The following is an 18,222-nucleotide window of genomic DNA, read 5'->3' on the forward strand; positions in this document are numbered from 1 at the left end:
GTCGCCAGCAACGCAGCCCTCTCCCCCTGCCCCTCTCCCGCAAGCGGGAGAGGGGTGACTCAGGCGTCCAGCAGCTCGGTAGCGGTTTCCAGGATGTTCTCGACGGTGAAGCCGAACTCCTCGAACAGCTGCGCGGCTGGCGCCGACTCACCGAAGGTGGTCATGCCGATGATGCGGCCTTCCAGGCCGACGTACTTGTACCAGTAGTCGGCATGCGAGGCCTCGATGGCGATGCGCGCGCCGACCTGCAGCGGCAGCACGGCCTGCTTGTAGGCGGCGTCCTGCTGGTCGAACACGCTGGTCGACGGCATGGACACCACGCGGACCTTTTTGCCCTGCTCGCTCAGCTTCTCGAAAGCCTGTACGGCCAGGCCGACTTCCGAGCCGGTGGCGATCAGGATCAGCTCCGGTTCGCCGGCGCAGTCCTTGAGTACGTAGGCACCGCGGGCCACATCGGCCAGCTGCTGGGCGTCACGGGCCTGGTGCGGCAGGTTCTGCCGGCTGAAGATCAGCGCGGACGGGCCGTCGGCGCGCTCGATGGCGTACTTCCAGGCCACCGCGGATTCCACGGCATCGGCCGGGCGCCAGGTATCCAGGTTCGGCGTGCCACGCAGGCTGGCCAGCTGCTCAATCGGCTGGTGGGTCGGGCCGTCTTCGCCGAGACCGATGGAGTCGTGGGTGAACACGTAGAGCACGCGCTGCTTCATCAGTGCGGACATGCGCACGGCGTTGCGCGCGTATTCCATGAAGATCAGGAAGGTCGCGCCGTAGGGGATGAAACCGCCGTGCAGGGCCACGCCGTTCATGATCGCGCTCATGCCGAACTCGCGCACGCCATAGAACATGTAGTTGCCGGCGGCATCATCGGCGGAAACGCCCTTGCAGCCTTTCCACAGGGTCAGGTTGGAACCGGCCAGGTCGGCGGAGCCACCGAGGAATTCCGGCAGCAGCGGGCCGAAGGCGTTCAGCGCGTTCTGGCTGGCCTTGCGGCTGGCGATGGTTTCGCCCTTCTCGGCGACATCCTTGATGTAGGCAGCGGCCTTCTCGGTGAAGTCGGCCGGCAGTTCACCGGCCATGCGCCGCTTGAACTCGGCAGCCAGCTCGGGATGGGCAGCGGCGTAGGCGGCGAACTGCTCGTTCCAAGCGGCCTCGCGGGCGGCGCCGGCTTCCTTGGCGTCCCACTCGGCACGGATGTCGGCGGGGATCTCGAAGGGGCCGTGAGCCCAGCCGAGCTGGGCACGGGTGGCGGCGATCTCGTCGTTGCCCAGCGGGGCGCCGTGGCACTCTTCCTTGCCCTGTTTGTTCGGCGAACCGAAGCCGATCACGGTCTTGCAGCAGATCAGGGTCGGACGGTCGCTGGTCTTGCGCGCGGTCTCGATGGCGGTCTTGATCTCGTCGGCGTCATGACCGTCGACGTTGCGGATCACCTGCCAGCCGTAGGCCTCGAAGCGCGCCGGGGTGTCGTCGGTGAACCAGCCATGGACTTCGCCGTCGATGGAGATGCCGTTGTCGTCGTAGAAGGCGATCAGCTTGCCCAGGCCCAGGGTGCCGGCCAGCGAGCAGACTTCATGGCTGATGCCTTCCATCATGCAGCCGTCGCCGAGGAAGGCGTAGGTGAAGTGGTCGACGATGTCATGGCCGGGGCGGTTGAACTGCGCGCCCAGCACTTTCTCGGCGATGGCAAAGCCGACGGCGTTGGCGATGCCCTGGCCCAACGGACCGGTGGTGGTCTCCACGCCCGGGGTGTAGCCGTACTCCGGGTGGCCCGGGGTCTTGCTGTGCAGCTGGCGGAAACTCTTCAGATCGTCGATCGACAGGTCGTAGCCGGTCAGGTGCAGCAGCGAGTAGATCAGCATCGAGCCGTGACCGTTGGACAGCACGAAGCGGTCGCGGTCGGCCCAGTTGGGGTTCTGCGGGTTGTGCTTGAGGTAGTCACGCCACAGCACTTCGGCGATGTCGGCCATGCCCATGGGGGCGCCGGGGTGGCCGCTGTTGGCCTTTTGCACGGCATCCATGCTGAGGGCACGAATGGCATTGGCTCGCTCACGACGGCTGGGCATCGCTAATCTCCTGCGGGGGGCTGGTCACGGTAAAAAGGCGCGTATTTTCGCCCAGCCAGGCCCCCAGGGGCAATGACAGATGGTCGAAGACCCTCCCGCCGACCTCAATCGGCGCTGAAAACCCCGTGCGCCGCCGATTGCGGCCCACCCAGGCAGGGCGCCTGGAACAGCTCGCCATGCCACACGCCGCGCAGCGTGCGCTGCAGCACCAGCAGCCAGATCGCCGCCAGCTGCACGCTGAGTACCAGGCCGACCAGGGCAAAGAAACTCAGTTCGGTCAGGCGCAGCAGCTCCAGCGTGGCCAGGGCGAACACCCCGAGCGGGAAGGTGAAGCCCCACCAGCCCAGGTTGAAGGCCATGTTGTCGCGGATGTAATGACGGGTGAACAGGGTGGCGATGACCAGCCACCACAGGCCCGCGCCCCATAGTGCCAGCCCGCCGACCAGGCCGATGCCGTGCGCTAGCTCGGCCGCCGCGGCAAGCGGCGTGCCGGTGAACGCCGCCGGCGCTGCCTGGCCCATGGTCAGCAGCCCCAGGCAGCCGGTGGCCAGCGGCCCCAGCGGCAGCCAGCTGGTGGCAGCGAAATCGGTGTCCGGCAGTTTGTGCAGGGCCAGGCGCAGCAGCACCAGGGTGATCAGCGAGAAAGCCAGGGCCAGCGACATGCCCCAGAGAATGAAGCCGACCACCAGCACCAGGCGCGCGGCGGCCGGGTCCAGGTGCGGCGCCAGCGCGCCGGCGGCGCCGGCCGCCACCTCCGGCGCGACGATCGGCAGCAGCCACACGGCCGTCATCTTCTCCAGCGCGTGGCTCTGCCGGGTGAACATCAGGTAAGGCACCAGCAGCGCGCTGCCCAGCGCCATCGCCGCATCCAGCCACCAGAGGGCATGCGCCAGCGCATACACGCCGTCGCCCCAGCGCGCCGGGCCGAACTGCAACAGGCCGCTGATCAGCACCGCCAGGCCCATCGGGATGGCACCGAGAAACATCGATTGCACCGGGTGCAGCAGCATCGGCCACAGGGTGTCGCGGTGCAGCAGCACACGGGTGAGGAACAGCAGGGCGAACAAGGCGAACAGGGCCACGCCAAACAGCCACAGGACCTCGGCCAGGATCATCTGCCCCGGCAGAGCCCAGGGCAGGTGGGCGATCACCAGAGCGAGCACGCCAGTGCCCATGGTCATGGCAAACCAGTTGGGGGTGAAGTGGCGGACGAAGGCCCAGGGTTCGGGCAGACGGCTGAAGGGGCGCGACATAAGACTCCGGTCGGGTGGTCCCGTGGGGTAACGACGAGTGGAGTCAGGCTAAAGAGCCGCTTGCCATATTAAAAATACATATTCAGCATCACATGGATACCTAATTGATATGGCAAGGCTATGAACCTGCACCACCTCAAGGTCTTCCTCGCCGTCGCCCAGGCCGGCAGTGTCAGCCGCGGCGCGGAGACCCTGCACATCAGCCAGCCGGCGGTAACCCGGGAGATCCGCGACCTGGAGGCCAGCCTCGGCCTGGCCCTGTTCGACCGCCACCCGCGCGGCGTGACGCCGACCGAGGGCGGCCAGCGCCTGCTGCAGTTCGCCGAGCGCATCTTCGCCCTGGAGCAGGCCGCCGAGCGTGACCTGCGCGACCTGGCCGGGCTCGGCCACGGCGAGCTGATCCTCGGTGCCAGCGCCACCCTGGGTGCCTACTGGCTGCCACCGCTGCTCAATCGCTTCCGCGAACAGCACCCGGGTGTGTTCGTCAGCCTGCAGATGAGCAACACCCAGGAAGTGCTGCAGCAGCTGGACGACGCGCTGATCAGCCTGGGCTTCGTCGAAGGCCCCTTCCCGGCCGAGGACTATGCCCACCACCTGCTGGCGCGCGACCGGCTGCTGCCGGTGGTCGGCCCGGCGCACCCACTGGCCGGCCGCCAGGGCCTGTACATGGCCGAGCTGCAAGCACACGAACTGTACCTGCGCGAGGCTGGCTCCGGCGCCCGCGCCAGCATCGAGCAGGCCTACCGCAAGCACGGCCTGGACGCGCGCGCGGCGATGATCGGCGGCGGCACCGAGCCGCTCAAGCGCCTGATCGCCGGCGGGCGCGGCATTGCCTGGCTGTCGCAACTGGTGGTGGAAGAGGAGCTGGCCGACGGCCGCCTGGTACAGCTCGATGTGCGCGACCTGCAGATCGAGCGCGACCTGCACGTGCTGTGGCGCCTGGGCAGCCGCCTGAACCCCGCGCCGGCCGCGTTCCTGCAGATGATCGACAGCAATATCAAAACTTTTTGATATTGCTGTTGCTGGATGAAAAGTGACCGACTAGACTGCCGCCCCTATGAATATGCGCGTGCCCCAGCTCCGTTTCGAGCCAGCCGACGAACTGGCCGCCCTGTGCAAGGCCGGCGGTGACCCGCTGCGCCTGAACGTGCTGCGCGCGCTGGCCAACGACTCGTTCGGCGTGCTGGAACTGGCGCAGATCTTCGCCATCGGCCAGTCGGGCATGAGCCACCACCTCAAGGTCCTGGCCCAGGCCGGCCTGGTGGCCACCCGGCGCGAAGGCAACGCGGTGTTCTACCGCCGCGCCCTGCCACATGGCGAGCTGCTCGGCGGCACCCTGCACGGCGCGCTGCTGGCCGAAGTGGATGAGCTGCAACTGCCGGCCGAGGTGCAGACCCGCATCGCCGCCGTGCACGCCCAGCGCGCCGCCGCCAGCCGCGACTTCTTCGCCCGCGCGGCGGACAAGTTCCAGGCCCAGCAGGACCTGATCGCCGGTCTGCCGCAGTACCGCGACAGCGTGCTGGCCCTGCTAGATGCGCTGGGCTTCGCCGCCGGCAGCACGGCGCTGGAAGTCGGCCCCGGCGATGGCGGCTTCCTGCCGGAGCTGGCGCGGCGCTTCGCCCGGGTGGTGGCGCTGGACAACAGCGAGGCGATGCTGGAGCTGGCCCGCCAGCGTTGCGACAACGAACGACTGGGCAACGTCGAGCTCAAGCTCGCCGATGCCCTGAACGACGAGATCGACGCCGCCGACTGCGTGGTGGTGAACATGGTGCTGCACCATTTCGCCGCCCCGGCCGAGGCGCTGAAGCAGCTGGCACGCCTGGTCAGACCGACCGGCAGCCTGCTGATCACCGAGCTGTGCAGCCATGACCAGAGCTGGGCCAGGACGGCCTGCGGCGACCTCTGGCTAGGCTTCGAACAGGAAGATCTGGCCCGCTGGGCCGATGCCGCGGGGCTCACGCCCGGCGAGAGCCTCTATGTGGGCCTCAAGAACGGCTTTCAGATTCAGGTACGGCACTTTGCCAAGCCGGATGCGAAGCAAACCCAGGTATGAATAGGATTTTGAAATGAGCGAATACTCCCTGTTTACCTCCGAATCCGTGTCCGAAGGCCACCCGGACAAGATCGCCGACCAGATTTCCGATGCCGTCCTCGACGCCATCATCGCCCAGGACAAGCACGCCCGCGTGGCCGTGGAAACCCTGGTCAAGACCGGCGTCGCCATCGTCGCCGGCGAAGTCACCACCAGCGCCTGGGTCGACCTCGAGCAGATCGTCCGCGACGTGATCTGCGACATCGGCTACACCAGCTCCGACGTCGGCTTCGACGGCGCCACCTGCGGCGTGATGAACATCATTGGCAAGCAGTCCCCGGACATCAACCAGGGCGTCGACCGCGCCAAGCCGGAAGACCAGGGCGCCGGCGACCAGGGCCTGATGTTCGGCTACGCCAGCAACGAGACCGACGTGCTGATGCCGGCACCGATCTGCTTCTCGCACCGCCTGGTCGAGCGCCAGGCCGAGGCGCGCAAGTCCGGCCTGCTGCCGTGGCTGCGTCCGGATGCCAAGAGCCAGGTCACCTGCCGCTACGAGAACGGCAAGGTGGTCGGCATCGACGCCGTGGTGCTGTCCACCCAGCACAGCCCGGACGTCTCGCTGCCCGACCTGCGTGAAGCGGTGATGGAGCTGATCATCAAGCACACCCTGCCGGCCGAGCTGCTGCACAAGGACACCCAGTTCCACATCAACCCGACCGGCAACTTCGTGATCGGCGGCCCGGTCGGTGACTGCGGCCTGACCGGGCGCAAGATCATCGTCGACTCCTACGGCGGCATGGCCCGCCACGGTGGCGGCGCGTTCTCCGGCAAGGACCCGTCCAAGGTTGACCGTTCGGCCGCCTACGCCGGTCGCTACGTGGCCAAGAACATCGTCGCCGCTGGCCTGGCCGAGCGCTGCGAGATCCAGGTGTCCTACGCCATCGGCGTGGCCCAGCCGACCTCCATCTCGATCAACACCTTCGGCACCCACAAGATCGCCGAAGGCAAGATCATCCAGCTGGTGCGTGAAGTGTTCGACCTGCGCCCGTACGCCATCACCAAGATGCTCGACCTGCTCCACCCGATGTACCGTGAAACTGCGGCCTACGGTCACTTCGGCCGCACTCCGCAGCAGAAGACCGTCGGCGACGACACCTTCAGCACCTTCACCTGGGAAAAGACCGACAAGGTCGACGCCCTGCGTGCTGCCGCTGGCCTGTAAGCGCCCCCGGCAATGCAAAAAGCCCCGCCCAGTGCGGGGCTTTTTGTTGGGCAGGTGCAACCCGCGACCGGGCCCCGCGAGGCTTCACCCGCCCTACTCGGCGACCGGCAGATTCGCCTGTGGGCGGCTAGGCTAGCCCTGGTCACCCTCGAGCAAGGATGCTCCCATGCCACGCTGGATCGCGCTGTCGCTGCTGCCGTTCGCCTTTGACTGCCTCGCCGCGCCCTGCCCCGACTGGTCCGCCGAGCAGGCGCGACGGGAACTGGCGGCACTCGCCGCACAGCTCGCCGACTGGGACGACGCCTACCACCGCCAGGGCCGCTCGCCAATCAGCGACGAACTCTACGACCAGTCGCGCCAGCGCCTGGAGGACTGGCAGGCCTGCTTCCCCGCCGAGGCCATAACGCCCACCGCCCAACTGCAGGGCGCCGGCGGCCCCGTCGCCCATCCGGTGGCGCAGACCGGCCTGGCCAAGTTGCGCGATGCAGACGCCGTGCGTACCTGGATGGCCGGGCGCGACGACCTGTGGATTCAGCCCAAGGTCGATGGCGTCGCCGTCACCCTGGTCTACCGCGACGGCCGCCTGCAGCAGGCGATCAGCCGCGGCGACGGCCGCAGCGGCCAGGACTGGACGGCGCGCGCCCGCCTGATCGGCGCCATCCCGCAGCACCTGCCACGCAACGACGAACTGATCCTGCAGGGCGAGCTGTACTGGCGCGTCGCCGAGCACGTGCAGGCCCGTGACGGCGGCAATGGTCTGCGCGGCCTGGCCGCCGGCGCCATGGCGCGCGGCACGCTGGATGAACCGCGCGCCCGGCAGGTCGGCCTGTTCGTCTGGGACTGGCCGAACGGCCCGGCGAGCATGACCGAGCGCCTGCAGGACCTGCGCGCCATGGGCTTCGCCGACAGCGTCGCGCTGACCCTGCCGCTGCGCACGCTGGAGGAAGCCAGTCAGTGGCGCGAGCGCTGGTATCACCAGCCCCTGCCGTTCGCCAGCGACGGCGTGGTGCTGCGCCAGGGCCGGCGTCCGGCGGGCGACAGCTGGATCGCCGAACCGCCGAGCTGGGCCGCGGCCTGGAAATACCCGCCGCGCCAGGCCCTGGCCCAGGTGCGTGCCGTGCAGTTCCAGATCGGCCGCACGGGGCGCATCACGCCACTCTTGCAACTGCAGGCGGTCGAGCTGGACGGACGCCAGGTGCGCCGCGTCAGCCTCGGCTCATTGCAACGCTGGCGCGAACTGGATGTGCGGCCCGGCGACCAGGTGGCCATCGCCCTCGCCGGCCTGACCATCCCACGCCTGGACGCCGTGGTCTGGCGCAGCCAGCAGCGCATGGTGCTGCAGGTGCCGGACCCGGCGCAGCACCATGCGCTCAGCTGCTTTCGGCCGACGCCCGGCTGCGCCAGCCAGTTCGCCGCGCGCCTGCAGTGGCTGGGCGGCAAGCAGGGCCTGGCGCTGCCTGGCGTCGGCGCCGGCACCTGGGAAAAGCTGCAACTGCAGGGGCTGCTCGACTGGCTGGCGCTGGCGGACGAGGAACTGGCGCGCCGTCCGGGCTTCGGCCCGCGCAGTGCGGCCAGCCTGTCGGCCAGCTTTGCCAGTGCACGGCAGCGCCCCTTCACACAATGGCTGCGCGCCCTGAGCCTGCCGCCCAGCGGCTCGGCACCGCTGCAGGGCGGCTGGACAGCGCTGGCGGCACGTGAGGCGACGGACTGGGATGCCTATGCCGGCGTGGGCACGACCCGCGCCGCCCAGCTGGCGGCCTTCTTCCGCCACCCGGAGGTGCTGCAGCTGCGCGAACAACTGCAGCGCAGCGGCATCGAGGGCTTCTAGTAGATACGGAACTCTTCGTGGCAGGCCTTGCAGGCCGCCTCGACCTTGGCCACCGGCGCCTCCAGTGCGCGCGCCTTCAACGGCTTGACCTGGGCCGCGCCACGCAGCTCGGCGGTGGCGGCTTCCAGCTCGCGCGCCAGCTGCTGGAAGCGCTCCTGGCGCTGCCACACCTCATCGCGCGCCTGGCTGTCGCCGTCGCTTTCGCGTACCTGCGGGAAGTGCTGCCAGGGCTGGCGCGACAGCTCATCGAGCTTGGCCGCGCCCTCGGCGAAGCGCTGCTCGTTGAAACTCAGGCGCCCACGCAGCATGCCACCAAGGTCTTCGCTGGTGCGCAGCATCTCTTCGAACAGGGCCTGGCGCTTGCCCAGCGGCGAATTGGGATCGACCCGGTCACAGCCGGCCAGCAAGGTCACAGCCAGCAGGCCAAGCAGCAGTTTCGACTTCATATCTACAGCCAGTCACGGACGAAAGGGGCGACAGTATTGCCAGTCTGCGCCCGCCCGCCAAGCGCAAGGCTGTCGCAGGAGTTTGCCAGGCCGGGTTAGCGGCGGCGCCACTCAGGTGCGGAAGCGCCCCAGGGTCTCGTTGAGCTGACGGACTTCGGCCTGAATCTGCGTACTGGCCTCGACCACCCTGTCGGCGTCGCCATGGCTGCGCTCGGCCAGGCTGGAGATATGGGTGATGCGCTGGTCGATCTCCGTCGCCACCTGGCTCTGCTCTTCGGCGGCGGTGGCGATCTGTGCGTTCATCGCGTTGATGCTGTCGACCGCGCTGACGATATGCTCCAGCACCTGCGTGGCCTCACCGATGTGCGCCAGGTTGTCGCGAGCCATGTTCTCGCTCTGCTGCATGGAGGCAACCGCCTGGCGCGCGCCCTCCTGCAGGCGCTGGATGATGCTCTGAATCTCGCCGGTGGATTGCTGCGTCCGGCTCGCCAGGGTGCGCACCTCGTCGGCCACCACGGCAAAGCCGCGCCCGGCCTCGCCGGCCCGCGCCGCCTCGATGGCGGCATTCAGCGCCAACAGGTTGGTCTGCTGGGCGATCCCGGTGATCACCTCCAGCACCTGGCCGACGCCGGCGGTTTCCGCCTCCAGGGCCTGCACCTGGCCACCACTGCGCTGCAGATGGTCGGTCAGCGCCCCGATCAGTTCCGCGCTGCGCCGCACGGCCTGCTGGCCGGTACGCGCGTGGCTATCGGCACCCCGCGCGGAATCGGCGGCATCCACCGCATGGCGCGCCACCTCGGCCACCGTCGCGCTCATCTCGTTCATCGCCGTGGCCACCTGGTCCAGGTCCTCGTGCTGCTGGCGCACGTCCTCCCCTGCCGCGCCCGCCGCGCTGGCCGCCTGGTCGACATGCCGGCGGGTACGCTCGCCGCTGTCCTTGACCTGCGCCAGCAGCACGCGGACCTGCTCCTGCATGCGGTTGTAGCCGGCAAAGATGCGGCCGATCTCGTTGTCCGCCTGGCCGCCCTGCAGCGCGCCGGTGAAATCGCCGGCACCGACCCGCGTCAGCGCCGACTCGACCGCGCGCAGGTCGCGCATCAGCGGGCTGAGGCCGAACTGGCGCCCGAGCACCACCAACACCAGGATGCCCAGCACACAGACGAAGGCCAGCCACATCTGCCGGCGTTGCGAACTCTCGGCATGCGCGGCCATCAGCCCGACCGCCTGGTTCATTTCCTTGAGCAGGGCCACCGAAGCGGACTCCAGGGCTGCCAGGTCGGCCTCGCCACCGCCGGCCGTCTGCTCCAGCCGCGGCCGGAAGGCGCGCCACAGCTCCCCGACACGCGCCATCTGCGCCTGAATCGCCGGCGCCTCGATCACGCTGATATTGCGTGCCGGGTTGCCGGCCAGCAGATCACGGTGAGCCTGGTCGAACTGCGCGATGGTGGCCTCCAGACTCTTGCGCTCGCTGGCGCCCTGGCGCAACAGCAGCGCCTCCTTGGTCATCTTCTGGCTGAGCATGCGCTGGGCACCGGCGACGTTGATGGTCTCCGGCGACACCGACATGCTCAGGTACAGCGCCACCGAGGCGGTAACGGCAAGCAGGAACATCAGGGCGTAGGAGAACAGGAACTGCTGGTTGAGGGTGCGCATTCCCAACATGCGCAGCAGCTTGTCGAAGGCGAGGGAGAGAGACATGACGAAGGCTCCGGGCAGAGGGGCGACCAGACCGGCCGCCAATAGCCACGCCAAGCAAGATCATGGCCAGCGCCGGAGTGCCTGACCTTATGGTCAGGAGTTAAAAACGCACCACAAAAGAGCAAAAATAAACCCATGCGCCCCGCCACAGAGCGACGGAAGACCTTGGGCTGCGCCACCGGGATGGCTATAATCGCCGGGCTTCACATGGCCGGCTTCGCCCGGCCATGCCCGCCACCCGTCCGAGGGGCGCTGCAGCAGGCTGAAAGACCGCCTGTCAGGCTCGGATGGGGCGTTACCCAAACGCATCAACGGCGCCCATTCGCAGACAACGAATGGAGAGCTTTCGCATGAGCGCTGCTTTTACCGATTACAAGGTAGCCGACATTTCCCTGGCCGAGTGGGGCCGCAAGGAACTGATCATCGCCGAGTCCGAGATGCCGGCACTGATGGGCCTGCGTCGCAAGTACGCCGCCAGCCAGCCGCTGAAAGGCGCCAAGATCATCGGCTGCATCCACATGACCATCCAGACCGGCGTGCTGATCGAGACCCTGGTCGCCCTCGGCGCCGAAGTGCGCTGGTCCAGCTGCAACATCTTCTCCACCCAGGACCAAGCGGCCGCTGCCATCGCCGCTGCCGGCATCCCGGTGTTCGCCTGGAAAGGTGAGACCGAGGAGGAGTACGAGTGGTGCATCGAGCAGACCATCCTCAAGGACGGCCAGCCGTGGGACGCCAACATGGTGCTGGACGACGGCGGTGACCTGACCGAGATCCTGCACAAGAAATACCCGCAGATGCTCGAACGCATCCACGGCGTGACCGAAGAGACCACCACCGGTGTGCACCGCCTGCTCGACATGCTCAAGGCCGGCACCCTCAAGGTCCCGGCGATCAACGTCAACGACGCGGTCACCAAGAGCAAGAACGACAACAAGTACGGCTGCCGCCACAGCCTGAACGACGCCATCAAGCGCGGCACCGACCACCTGCTGTCCGGCAAGCAGGCCCTGGTGATCGGCTACGGCGACGTGGGCAAGGGCTCGGCCCAGTCCCTGCGTCAGGAAGGCATGATCGTCAAGGTCACCGAGATCGACCCGATCTGCGCCATGCAGGCCTGCATGGACGGCTTCGAGCTGGTTTCCCCGTACAAGAACGGCATCAACGACGGCACCGAGGCCAGCGTCGACGCCGCCCTGCTGGGCAAGATCGACCTGATCGTCACCACCACCGGCAACGTCAACGTGTGTGACGCCGGCATGCTCAAGGCGCTGAAGAAGCGCGCCGTGGTGTGCAACATCGGTCACTTCGACAACGAGATCGACACCGCCTTCATGCGCAAGAACTGGGCGTGGGAAGAGGTCAAGCCGCAGGTGCACAAGATCCATCGCACCGGCGCCGGCAGCTTCGATCCGGCCAACGACGACTACCTGATCCTGCTGGCCGAAGGCCGCCTGGTGAACCTGGGCAACGCCACCGGCCACCCGAGCCGGATCATGGACGGCTCCTTCGCCAACCAGGTGCTGGCGCAGATCTTCCTGTACGAGCAGAAGTTCGCCGACCTCTCCCCAGAGAAGAAGGCCGAGCGCCTGACCGTGGAAGTGCTGCCGAAGAAGCTCGACGAGGAAGTGGCGCTGGAAATGGTCAAGGGCTTCGGTGGCGTCGTCACCCAGCTGACCAAGCAGCAGGCCGACTACATCGGCGTTACCGTCGAAGGCCCGTTCAAGCCGGACACCTACCGCTACTGATGCACCAGGAAGGCGGGGCGGCAACGCCCCGCCTTCTTCGCGTCTGCAAGGACCAGATTTATGTCGCAAGAACGTCGCTACAGTTTCGAGTTCTTTCCCACCAAGACCGAAGCCGGTCACGAGAAGCTGATGGGCGTGGCCCGCCAGCTGGCCGGCTACAACCCGGATTTCTTCTCCTGCACCTACGGTGCCGGTGGCTCCACCCGCGACCGCACCCTCAACACCGTGCTACAGCTCGATGGCGATGTCGGCGTGCCGACCGCACCGCACCTGTCCTGCGTCGGTGACAGCAAAGACGAGCTGCGCAGCCTGCTCAGCCAGTACAAGAATTCCGGCATCAAGCGCATCGTCGCCCTGCGCGGCGACCTGCCGTCCGGCATGGGCATGGCCAGCGGCGAGCTGCGCTACGCCAACGAGCTGGTGGAGTTCATCCGCAGCGAGACCGGTGATCACTTCCATATCGAAGTGGCCGCCTACCCGGAAGTGCACCCGCAAGCGCGCAGCTACGAAGACGACCTGCAGAACTTCGTGCGCAAGTGCCGGGCCGGCGCCAACAGTGCCATCACCCAGTACTTCTTCAGCGCCGACTGCTACTTCTACTTCGTCGAGCGCGTGCGCAAGCTCGGCGTGGACCTGCCGATCGTGCCGGGCATCATGCCGATCACCAACTACAGCAAGCTGGCGCGCTTCTCCGACGCTTGCGGCGCGGAGATTCCGCGCTGGGTACGCAAGCAGCTGGAAGCCTACGGCGATGACCTGGAGAGCATCCAGGCCTTCGGCGAGCAGGTAGTGACCGAGATGTGCGAACGCCTGCTGCAGGGCGGCGCTCCGGGCCTGCACTTCTATACCCTCAACCAGGCCGATGCCAGCCTGGCCATCTGGAACAACCTCAAGCTACCCCGCTGAGGTGAACGCGCCGCCCCGGCAACTTCGCGGCGGCGGCGCGATCTCATGCCAGACACCCTGCGCGCACCGCCCCAGCGGCGCCAGCGCGCCTCCGACACGGAAGCCTCGATGACTCTGGTACGCAACAAGATCAACGCCTCGGTAAGCCCCAAGGGCAGCCTGGAAACCCTCTCCCAGCGTGAAGTGCAGCAGCTGCGCGAGACCGGCTCCGGCAGCATCTACGCCCTGTTCCGGCAGTGCGCGCTGGCGATCCTCAACACCGGCTCGCACAGCGACAACGCCAAGACCATTCTCGAGGCCTACCCGGATTTCGAGGTGCTCATCCACCAGCAGGACCGCGGCATTCGCCTGGAACTGCGCAACGCCCCGGCCGATGCCTTCGTCGATGGCGAGATGATCGCCAGCACCCGCGAAATGCTGTTCAGCGCCCTGCGCGACATCGTCTACACGCAGAGCGAGCTGGAAAACCAGCGCATCGACTTCGACAGCGGACAGGGCATCACCGACTACGTCTTCCACCTGCTGCGCAACGCCCGCACCCTGCGTGCCGGCGCCGAGCCGCGGATGGTGGTGTGCTGGGGCGGCCACTCGATCAGCAGCGAGGAATACAAGTACACCAAGAAGGTCGGCCACGAGCTGGGCTTGCGCCGCCTGGACATCTGCACCGGCTGCGGCCCCGGCGTGATGAAGGGGCCGATGAAGGGCGCCACCATCGCCCATGCCAAGCAACGCATCGGCGGCGCCCGCTACCTGGGTCTGACCGAGCCGGGCATCATCGCCGCCGAGGCGCCCAACCCGATCGTCAACGAGCTGGTAATCCTGCCGGACATCGAGAAGCGCCTGGAGGCCTTCGTCCGCGTCGGTCACGGCATCATCATCTTCCCCGGCGGCGTCGGCACGGCCGAGGAGTTCCTCTACCTGCTCGGCATCCTCACCCATCCGGACAACGCCGACCTGCCCTTCCCGGTGATCCTCACCGGCCCGCGCAGCGCCGAGCCCTACCTGCAGCAGCTGCATGACTTCATCGGCGCCACCCTCGGCCGGGCGGCCCAGCAGCGCTACCGGATGATCATCAACGACCCGGCCGAAGTGGCCCGGCAGATGGCCGCCGGGATCAAGGAAGTGGCGCAGTTCCGCCGCGAGCGCAACGATGCCTTCCACTTCAACTGGCTGCTGAAGATCGACGAGAGCTTCCAGCGCCCGTTCGCGCCCACCCATGCCAGCATGGCGGCGCTCGACCTCAGCCGCGGGCAACCGGTGCATGCGCTGGCCGCCAACCTGCGCCGCGCCTTCTCCGGCATCGTCGCCGGCAACGTCAAGGCCCACGGCATCCGCATGATCGAGGAACACGGTCCCTACGAAATCAAGGGCGACCCGAGCATCATGCGCCCGCTGGACCGCCTGCTGCAGGCCTTCGTCGAGCAGCACCGCATGAAGCTGCCGGGTGGCAGCGCCTACGTGCCTTGCTATCGCGTCGTCGGCTGAGCCGCGCCCTGTGGCCGCATGCCATGCCCCGCTGGTCGAAAAACAGGCGACGGGCAGCTAGCGGCCACACCGCATTGCTCTGTTATACTCCGGACACCCGCCAGGCTTGCGCCCGGATGCTCGGCAACCCATCGCCCAGCAGTACCGGACGGGATCGTTCAACCAGAGCGATTCAAGCCAGGCAACTTCCCCATCGGGCTCTCGCCCCATATTGACAGGATTACACATGTCCTTTGCTTCCCTCGGTCTCTCCGAGGCATTGGCCGGCGCCGTAGAAGCCGCCGGTTACGCCCAGCCCACTCCGGTGCAACAGCGGGCCATCCCCGCCGTGTTGCAAGGCCGCGATCTGATGGTCGCCGCCCAGACGGGTACTGGTAAAACCGCAGGCTTCGCCCTGCCGATCCTGGAGCGCCTGTTCCCGGGTGGTCATCCGGACCGCGAACACCGCCATGGCCCGAAACAGCCGCGCGTGCTGGTGCTGACACCGACCCGCGAGCTGGCAGCCCAGGTCCACGACAGCTTCAAGATCTACGCCCGCGATCTGAAATTCGTCAGCGCCTGCATCTTCGGCGGCGTCGGCATGAACCCGCAGGTACAGGCCCTGGCCAAGGGCGTCGACGTGCTGGTGGCCTGCCCTGGCCGCCTGCTCGACCTGGCCGGCCAGGGTAGCGTCGACCTCTCCCGCGTGGAGATCCTGGTCCTCGACGAAGCCGACCGCATGCTCGACATGGGCTTCATCCACGACGTGAAGAAGGTCCTCGCCCGCCTGCCGGCGCAGCGCCAGAACCTGCTGTTCTCGGCGACCTTCTCCAAGGACATCATCGCCCTCGCCAACAAGCTGCTGCATGATCCCGAGCGCATCGAGGTGACGCCGCCGAACACCACGGTCGAGCGCATCGAGCAGCGCGTGTTCCGTATCCCGGCCACGCACAAGCGTGCCCTGCTGGCGCACCTGATCACCCTCGGCGCCTGGGAACAGGTGCTGGTGTTCACCCGTACCAAGCACGGCGCCAACCGCCTGGCCGAGTACCTGGACAAGCACGGCCTGCCGGCCGCCGCGATCCACGGCAACAAGAGCCAGAACGCACGGACCAAGGCCCTGGCCGACTTCAAGGCCAACCAGGTACGCATCCTGGTCGCCACCGATATCGCCGCCCGCGGTCTGGACATCGACCAGTTGCCGCACGTGGTCAACTACGAGCTGCCCAACGTCGAGGAAGACTACGTCCACCGCATCGGCCGCACCGGTCGTGCCGGCCGCAGCGGCGAGGCCATCTCGCTGGTGGCACCGGACGAGGAGAAGCTGCTCAAGGCCATCGAACGCATGACCAAGCAGCAGATTCCCGCCGGCGACATGCAGGGCTTCGACCCGGCCAGTGTCGAGGTAGAGAAGCCGGAAGCCCGTGGTCCGCGTCCGGAGCGCCAGCCGCGCGCCGACAAACCGCGCCACGAGCCCAAGCACGAACCCAAGGCCGACGGTGAAGCCGGCGACGGCCAGGGCAAGAAGCGCAAGCGTCGCCGCGGCAAAGGCAAGGGCGAAGCCGGCCAGCAGCCGCAGCAGAACACGCCGCGCCAGGCCGGCAAGCCGGCCGCCCCGCTGGCACTGCCGCCGGAGCGTGACCCCGAGGAGTTCCTCGACGACGAGTTCGACAACTTCGGCAACCGCGCCGACTACGTGCCGCCCCAGCCGCAACCGCAAGGCCGCAATCAGCGCCGCGGTGGCCAGGGCGCAGCTCAGGCCGGCCGGGGCGGACAAGGACGCACCCAGGGCGCGCCGCGTCAAGGTGGCCAGGGCCCACGTCAAGGCGGGCAGAAGCAGGGGCAACGCCAGGGCGGTCAGGGCCAGGGTCAGGGGCAGAACCGCAACCGCGGCGGCCAGGGCCAACGCCAGGGCGGCGGACGCCGTGAGGAACCCCGCTATGAGCGCCAGGAGCCGGCAGTACAGGACAGCCGCGCAGCCAAGCAACCGCTGATCATCCGCAAGGGTGAGCGCCTGCCAACGCTGGAGCAGCTGGAAAGCCTGCCGGGCAGCCGCCCACGCAGCGAGAAGCCGGCACTGCTGACGCGCAAGAGCGATACAGCGGAGTAACTACCTGCGCTCTGCAAAAGCCGGCCAATGGCCGGCTTTTTTATGCCCTTCCGCTGGGCCAAGCCACAAAAAAAGCCGGCGCTGGGCCGGCTTTTTCATTTTGCTGCGCTCGGCAACGGCGTTACTGGCGCACGCCTTCCACCGAGAGAATCAGCTCCACTTCCTGGGAAGCCGGGCCTAGGTCTTTCTGGATGTCGAAGTCCTTCAGCTTCAGCTTGGTGCTGCCCTCGAAGCCGGCGCGGTAGCCGCCCCACGGGTCGCTGCCTTCGCCGAGGAACTTGGCGGCGATCACCACCGGCTTGGTCACGCCGTTGAGGGTCAGGTTGCCGGTGATGTCGGCAGTGCCTTCGCCAGTGCTCTTGACCGAGGTGGACTCGAAGGTGGCAGTCGGGTGCTTGTCGACGTTAAGGAAGTCACCACTGCGCAGGTGCTTGTCACGCTCGGCGTGGTTGGAGTCGACGCTGGCAGTGTTGATCTTGACGCTCACCTTACTGGCTTCCGGGGCCTTGGCATCGAAGCTGAAGCTGCCGTCGAAGTCCTTGAAGGTGCCGTACAGCCAGCTGTAGCCGAGATGGCTGATCTTGAAGTTGATGAAGGCGTGCTGGCCTTGCTTGTCGATGGCGTAGTCGGCAGCCATGGCCTGGCCAGCGAACAGAGCGGCGCCCAGGGTCAGGGCGGCGAAGGTTTTCTTGAGCATTAACAGTCTCCTTGTGGGTTACTTGCCGGTGCGACCAAACATGCGCACCAGGGTGGCGTCACGGTCAATGAAATGGTGCTTGAGCGCCGCCAGGGCATGCAGGCCGGCGAAGATCACCAGGGCCCAGGCGAGGTATTCGTGAATGGCGCCGGCGACGTCGGCCTGGTCCGGGATGCTGGTCAGCGTCGCCGGTACCTCAAACAGGCCGAACACGGCAATGCCGCGGCCGTCGGCGGTGGAAATCAGGTAGCCGCTGAGCATCAGGACGAACAGCGCGAGATAGAGGAACGCATGGCCGGCCTTGGACGCCAGGCGGGTCGTCCGGCCATGGTTGGCCGGAGCCGCAGGTGGCGGGCTGACGAAGCGCCAGAGCAGGCGCCCGAGCATCACCGCGAACAGCACAAGACCGATGCTCTTGTGCAGGTCCGGCGCGGTGCGGTACCAGCCGCTGTAGTAGTCCAGACCGACCATCCACAGGCCCAGGCCGAACAGGCCGAATACCATCAGGGCCACCAGCCAGTGCAGCAGGATGCTGACCAGGCCGTAAGTGGAGTCGGAATTGCGCAACTGCATGAGAAGTCTTCCGTGTAAGCGATTGGGAAACAGCCTAGCGGCAAAACCATCGATTAAAAGCGGAATTTTTCGCTTCGAAATATCGAGTAACCAGATGATTAGGCGCTGACGCCTTAGTCAACAAGTGCCCATGATGGTTCGCGGCGAGGGCTCTGGACGGCGCCCTGGCGTGGACGAGCGGCAGG

The 18,222-nt window shown here is 67.3% G+C and carries 14 protein-coding genes and 1 riboswitch; of the genes, 8 read left to right on the forward strand and 6 right to left on the reverse strand.

Going from position 1 to position 18,222, the window contains the following annotated elements; translation table 11 throughout:
- Window positions 1–59: 59 nt before the first annotated feature.
- Complete coding sequence (gene tkt, locus PA6_RS00880) at window positions 60–2,060, reverse strand: transketolase (protein ID WP_021698967.1); 2,001 nt, start codon at window positions 2,058–2,060, stop codon at window positions 60–62.
- Window positions 2,061–2,164: 104 nt separating this feature from the next.
- Window positions 2,165–3,313 (reverse strand): TDT family transporter, encoded by a 1,149-nt coding sequence (locus PA6_RS00885; protein ID WP_021698968.1) that lies wholly within the window; start codon window positions 3,311–3,313, stop codon window positions 2,165–2,167.
- A 120-nt stretch (window positions 3,314–3,433) separates the two neighbouring features.
- On the opposite strand from PA6_RS00885, the gene PA6_RS00890 reads away from it, so the two are divergent.
- The 4 genes from PA6_RS00890 to ligB all read left to right on the forward strand — a co-directional run bounded on the left by PA6_RS00890 (window position 3,434) and on the right by ligB (window position 8,398).
- Window positions 3,434–4,324, forward strand: a complete 891-nt coding sequence (locus PA6_RS00890; RefSeq protein ID WP_021698969.1) for a LysR family transcriptional regulator — start codon at window positions 3,434–3,436, stop codon at window positions 4,322–4,324.
- Between the two features lie 46 nt (window positions 4,325–4,370).
- Window positions 4,371–5,366 carry an ArsR/SmtB family transcription factor gene (locus PA6_RS00895; RefSeq protein WP_021698970.1) on the forward strand — a complete coding sequence of 332 codons (996 nt, stop codon included), beginning with the start codon at window positions 4,371–4,373 and terminating at the stop codon, window positions 5,364–5,366.
- 13 nt (window positions 5,367–5,379) lie between these two features.
- Window positions 5,380–6,570 (forward strand): methionine adenosyltransferase, encoded by a 1,191-nt coding sequence (gene metK, locus PA6_RS00900; RefSeq protein WP_021698971.1) that lies wholly within the window; start codon window positions 5,380–5,382, stop codon window positions 6,568–6,570.
- A gap of 166 nt (window positions 6,571–6,736) precedes the next feature.
- Window positions 6,737–8,398: an NAD-dependent DNA ligase LigB gene (gene ligB, locus PA6_RS00905; RefSeq protein ID WP_021698972.1), complete on the forward strand. Its 1,662-nt coding sequence runs from the start codon at window positions 6,737–6,739 to the stop codon at window positions 8,396–8,398.
- Here ligB and PA6_RS00910 read toward each other — a convergent pair.
- Together PA6_RS00910 and PA6_RS00915 are read right to left on the reverse strand one after the other, a co-directional pair.
- A complete protein-coding gene (locus PA6_RS00910) occupies window positions 8,395–8,844 on the reverse strand; it encodes a c-type cytochrome (RefSeq protein WP_021698973.1) in 450 nt (149 codons plus the stop codon). The two genes, ligB and PA6_RS00910, sit on opposite strands and share 4 nt — an antisense overlap.
- 111 nt (window positions 8,845–8,955) lie before the next feature.
- Window positions 8,956–10,542: a methyl-accepting chemotaxis protein gene (locus PA6_RS00915; RefSeq protein ID WP_021698974.1), complete on the reverse strand. Its 1,587-nt coding sequence runs from the start codon at window positions 10,540–10,542 to the stop codon at window positions 8,956–8,958.
- A gap of 238 nt (window positions 10,543–10,780) precedes the next feature.
- Window positions 10,781–10,869, forward strand: a riboswitch (S-adenosyl-L-homocysteine riboswitch).
- A gap of 8 nt (window positions 10,870–10,877) precedes the next feature.
- On the opposite strand from PA6_RS00915, the gene ahcY reads away from it, so the two are divergent.
- From ahcY to PA6_RS00935, 4 genes are all read left to right on the forward strand, one after another.
- Window positions 10,878–12,287: an adenosylhomocysteinase gene (gene ahcY, locus PA6_RS00920; protein ID WP_021698975.1), complete on the forward strand. Its 1,410-nt coding sequence runs from the start codon at window positions 10,878–10,880 to the stop codon at window positions 12,285–12,287.
- A 60-nt stretch (window positions 12,288–12,347) separates the two neighbouring features.
- The gene (metF, locus tag PA6_RS00925) at window positions 12,348–13,193 is read left to right on the forward strand and encodes a methylenetetrahydrofolate reductase [NAD(P)H] (protein ID WP_021698976.1); all 846 of its coding nucleotides are present in this window, start codon (window positions 12,348–12,350) and stop codon (window positions 13,191–13,193) included.
- A gap of 108 nt (window positions 13,194–13,301) precedes the next feature.
- The gene (gene ppnN, locus PA6_RS00930) at window positions 13,302–14,678 is read left to right on the forward strand and encodes a nucleotide 5'-monophosphate nucleosidase PpnN (protein WP_021698977.1); all 1,377 of its coding nucleotides are present in this window, start codon (window positions 13,302–13,304) and stop codon (window positions 14,676–14,678) included.
- Window positions 14,679–14,904: 226 nt separating this feature from the next.
- The gene (locus PA6_RS00935) at window positions 14,905–16,767 is read left to right on the forward strand and encodes a DEAD/DEAH box helicase (RefSeq protein WP_021698978.1); all 1,863 of its coding nucleotides are present in this window, start codon (window positions 14,905–14,907) and stop codon (window positions 16,765–16,767) included.
- A 121-nt stretch (window positions 16,768–16,888) separates the two neighbouring features.
- Here PA6_RS00935 and PA6_RS00940 read toward each other — a convergent pair whose 3' ends face one another.
- Complete coding sequence (locus PA6_RS00940) at window positions 16,889–17,464, reverse strand: YceI family protein (protein ID WP_021698979.1); 576 nt, start codon at window positions 17,462–17,464, stop codon at window positions 16,889–16,891.
- Between the two features lie 18 nt (window positions 17,465–17,482).
- Complete coding sequence (locus PA6_RS00945) at window positions 17,483–18,037, reverse strand: cytochrome b (protein WP_021698980.1); 555 nt, start codon at window positions 18,035–18,037, stop codon at window positions 17,483–17,485.
- Between the last annotated feature and the right edge of the window lie 185 nt (window positions 18,038–18,222).

Source organism: Aquipseudomonas alcaligenes NBRC 14159 (assembly GCF_000467105.1).
Lineage (GTDB): Bacteria > Pseudomonadota > Gammaproteobacteria > Pseudomonadales > Pseudomonadaceae > Aquipseudomonas > Aquipseudomonas alcaligenes.

What these genes read in the sequence shown, in the direction of transcription:
- ahcY (WP_021698975.1), top strand. Translation starts at nt 10,878, where the DNA reads ATGGAGAGCTTTCGCATGAGCGCTGCTTTTACCGATTACAAGGTAGCC.
- PA6_RS00885 (WP_021698968.1), bottom strand. Translation starts at nt 3,313, where the DNA reads ATGTCGCGCCCCTTCAGCCGTCTGCCCGAACCCTGGGCCTTCGTCCGC.
- PA6_RS00935 (WP_021698978.1), top strand. Translation starts at nt 14,905, where the DNA reads ATGTCCTTTGCTTCCCTCGGTCTCTCCGAGGCATTGGCCGGCGCCGTA.
- PA6_RS00915 (WP_021698974.1), bottom strand. Translation starts at nt 10,542, where the DNA reads ATGTCTCTCTCCCTCGCCTTCGACAAGCTGCTGCGCATGTTGGGAATG.
- metF (WP_021698976.1), top strand. Translation starts at nt 12,348, where the DNA reads ATGTCGCAAGAACGTCGCTACAGTTTCGAGTTCTTTCCCACCAAGACC.
- PA6_RS00910 (WP_021698973.1), bottom strand. Translation starts at nt 8,844, where the DNA reads ATGAAGTCGAAACTGCTGCTTGGCCTGCTGGCTGTGACCTTGCTGGCC.
- ppnN (WP_021698977.1), top strand. Translation starts at nt 13,302, where the DNA reads ATGACTCTGGTACGCAACAAGATCAACGCCTCGGTAAGCCCCAAGGGC.
- tkt (WP_021698967.1), bottom strand. Translation starts at nt 2,060, where the DNA reads ATGCCCAGCCGTCGTGAGCGAGCCAATGCCATTCGTGCCCTCAGCATG.
- metK (WP_021698971.1), top strand. Translation starts at nt 5,380, where the DNA reads ATGAGCGAATACTCCCTGTTTACCTCCGAATCCGTGTCCGAAGGCCAC.
- PA6_RS00945 (WP_021698980.1), bottom strand. Translation starts at nt 18,037, where the DNA reads ATGCAGTTGCGCAATTCCGACTCCACTTACGGCCTGGTCAGCATCCTG.
- ligB (WP_021698972.1), top strand. Translation starts at nt 6,737, where the DNA reads ATGCCACGCTGGATCGCGCTGTCGCTGCTGCCGTTCGCCTTTGACTGC.
- PA6_RS00890 (WP_021698969.1), top strand. Translation starts at nt 3,434, where the DNA reads ATGAACCTGCACCACCTCAAGGTCTTCCTCGCCGTCGCCCAGGCCGGC.
- PA6_RS00895 (WP_021698970.1), top strand. Translation starts at nt 4,371, where the DNA reads ATGAATATGCGCGTGCCCCAGCTCCGTTTCGAGCCAGCCGACGAACTG.
- PA6_RS00940 (WP_021698979.1), bottom strand. Translation starts at nt 17,464, where the DNA reads ATGCTCAAGAAAACCTTCGCCGCCCTGACCCTGGGCGCCGCTCTGTTC.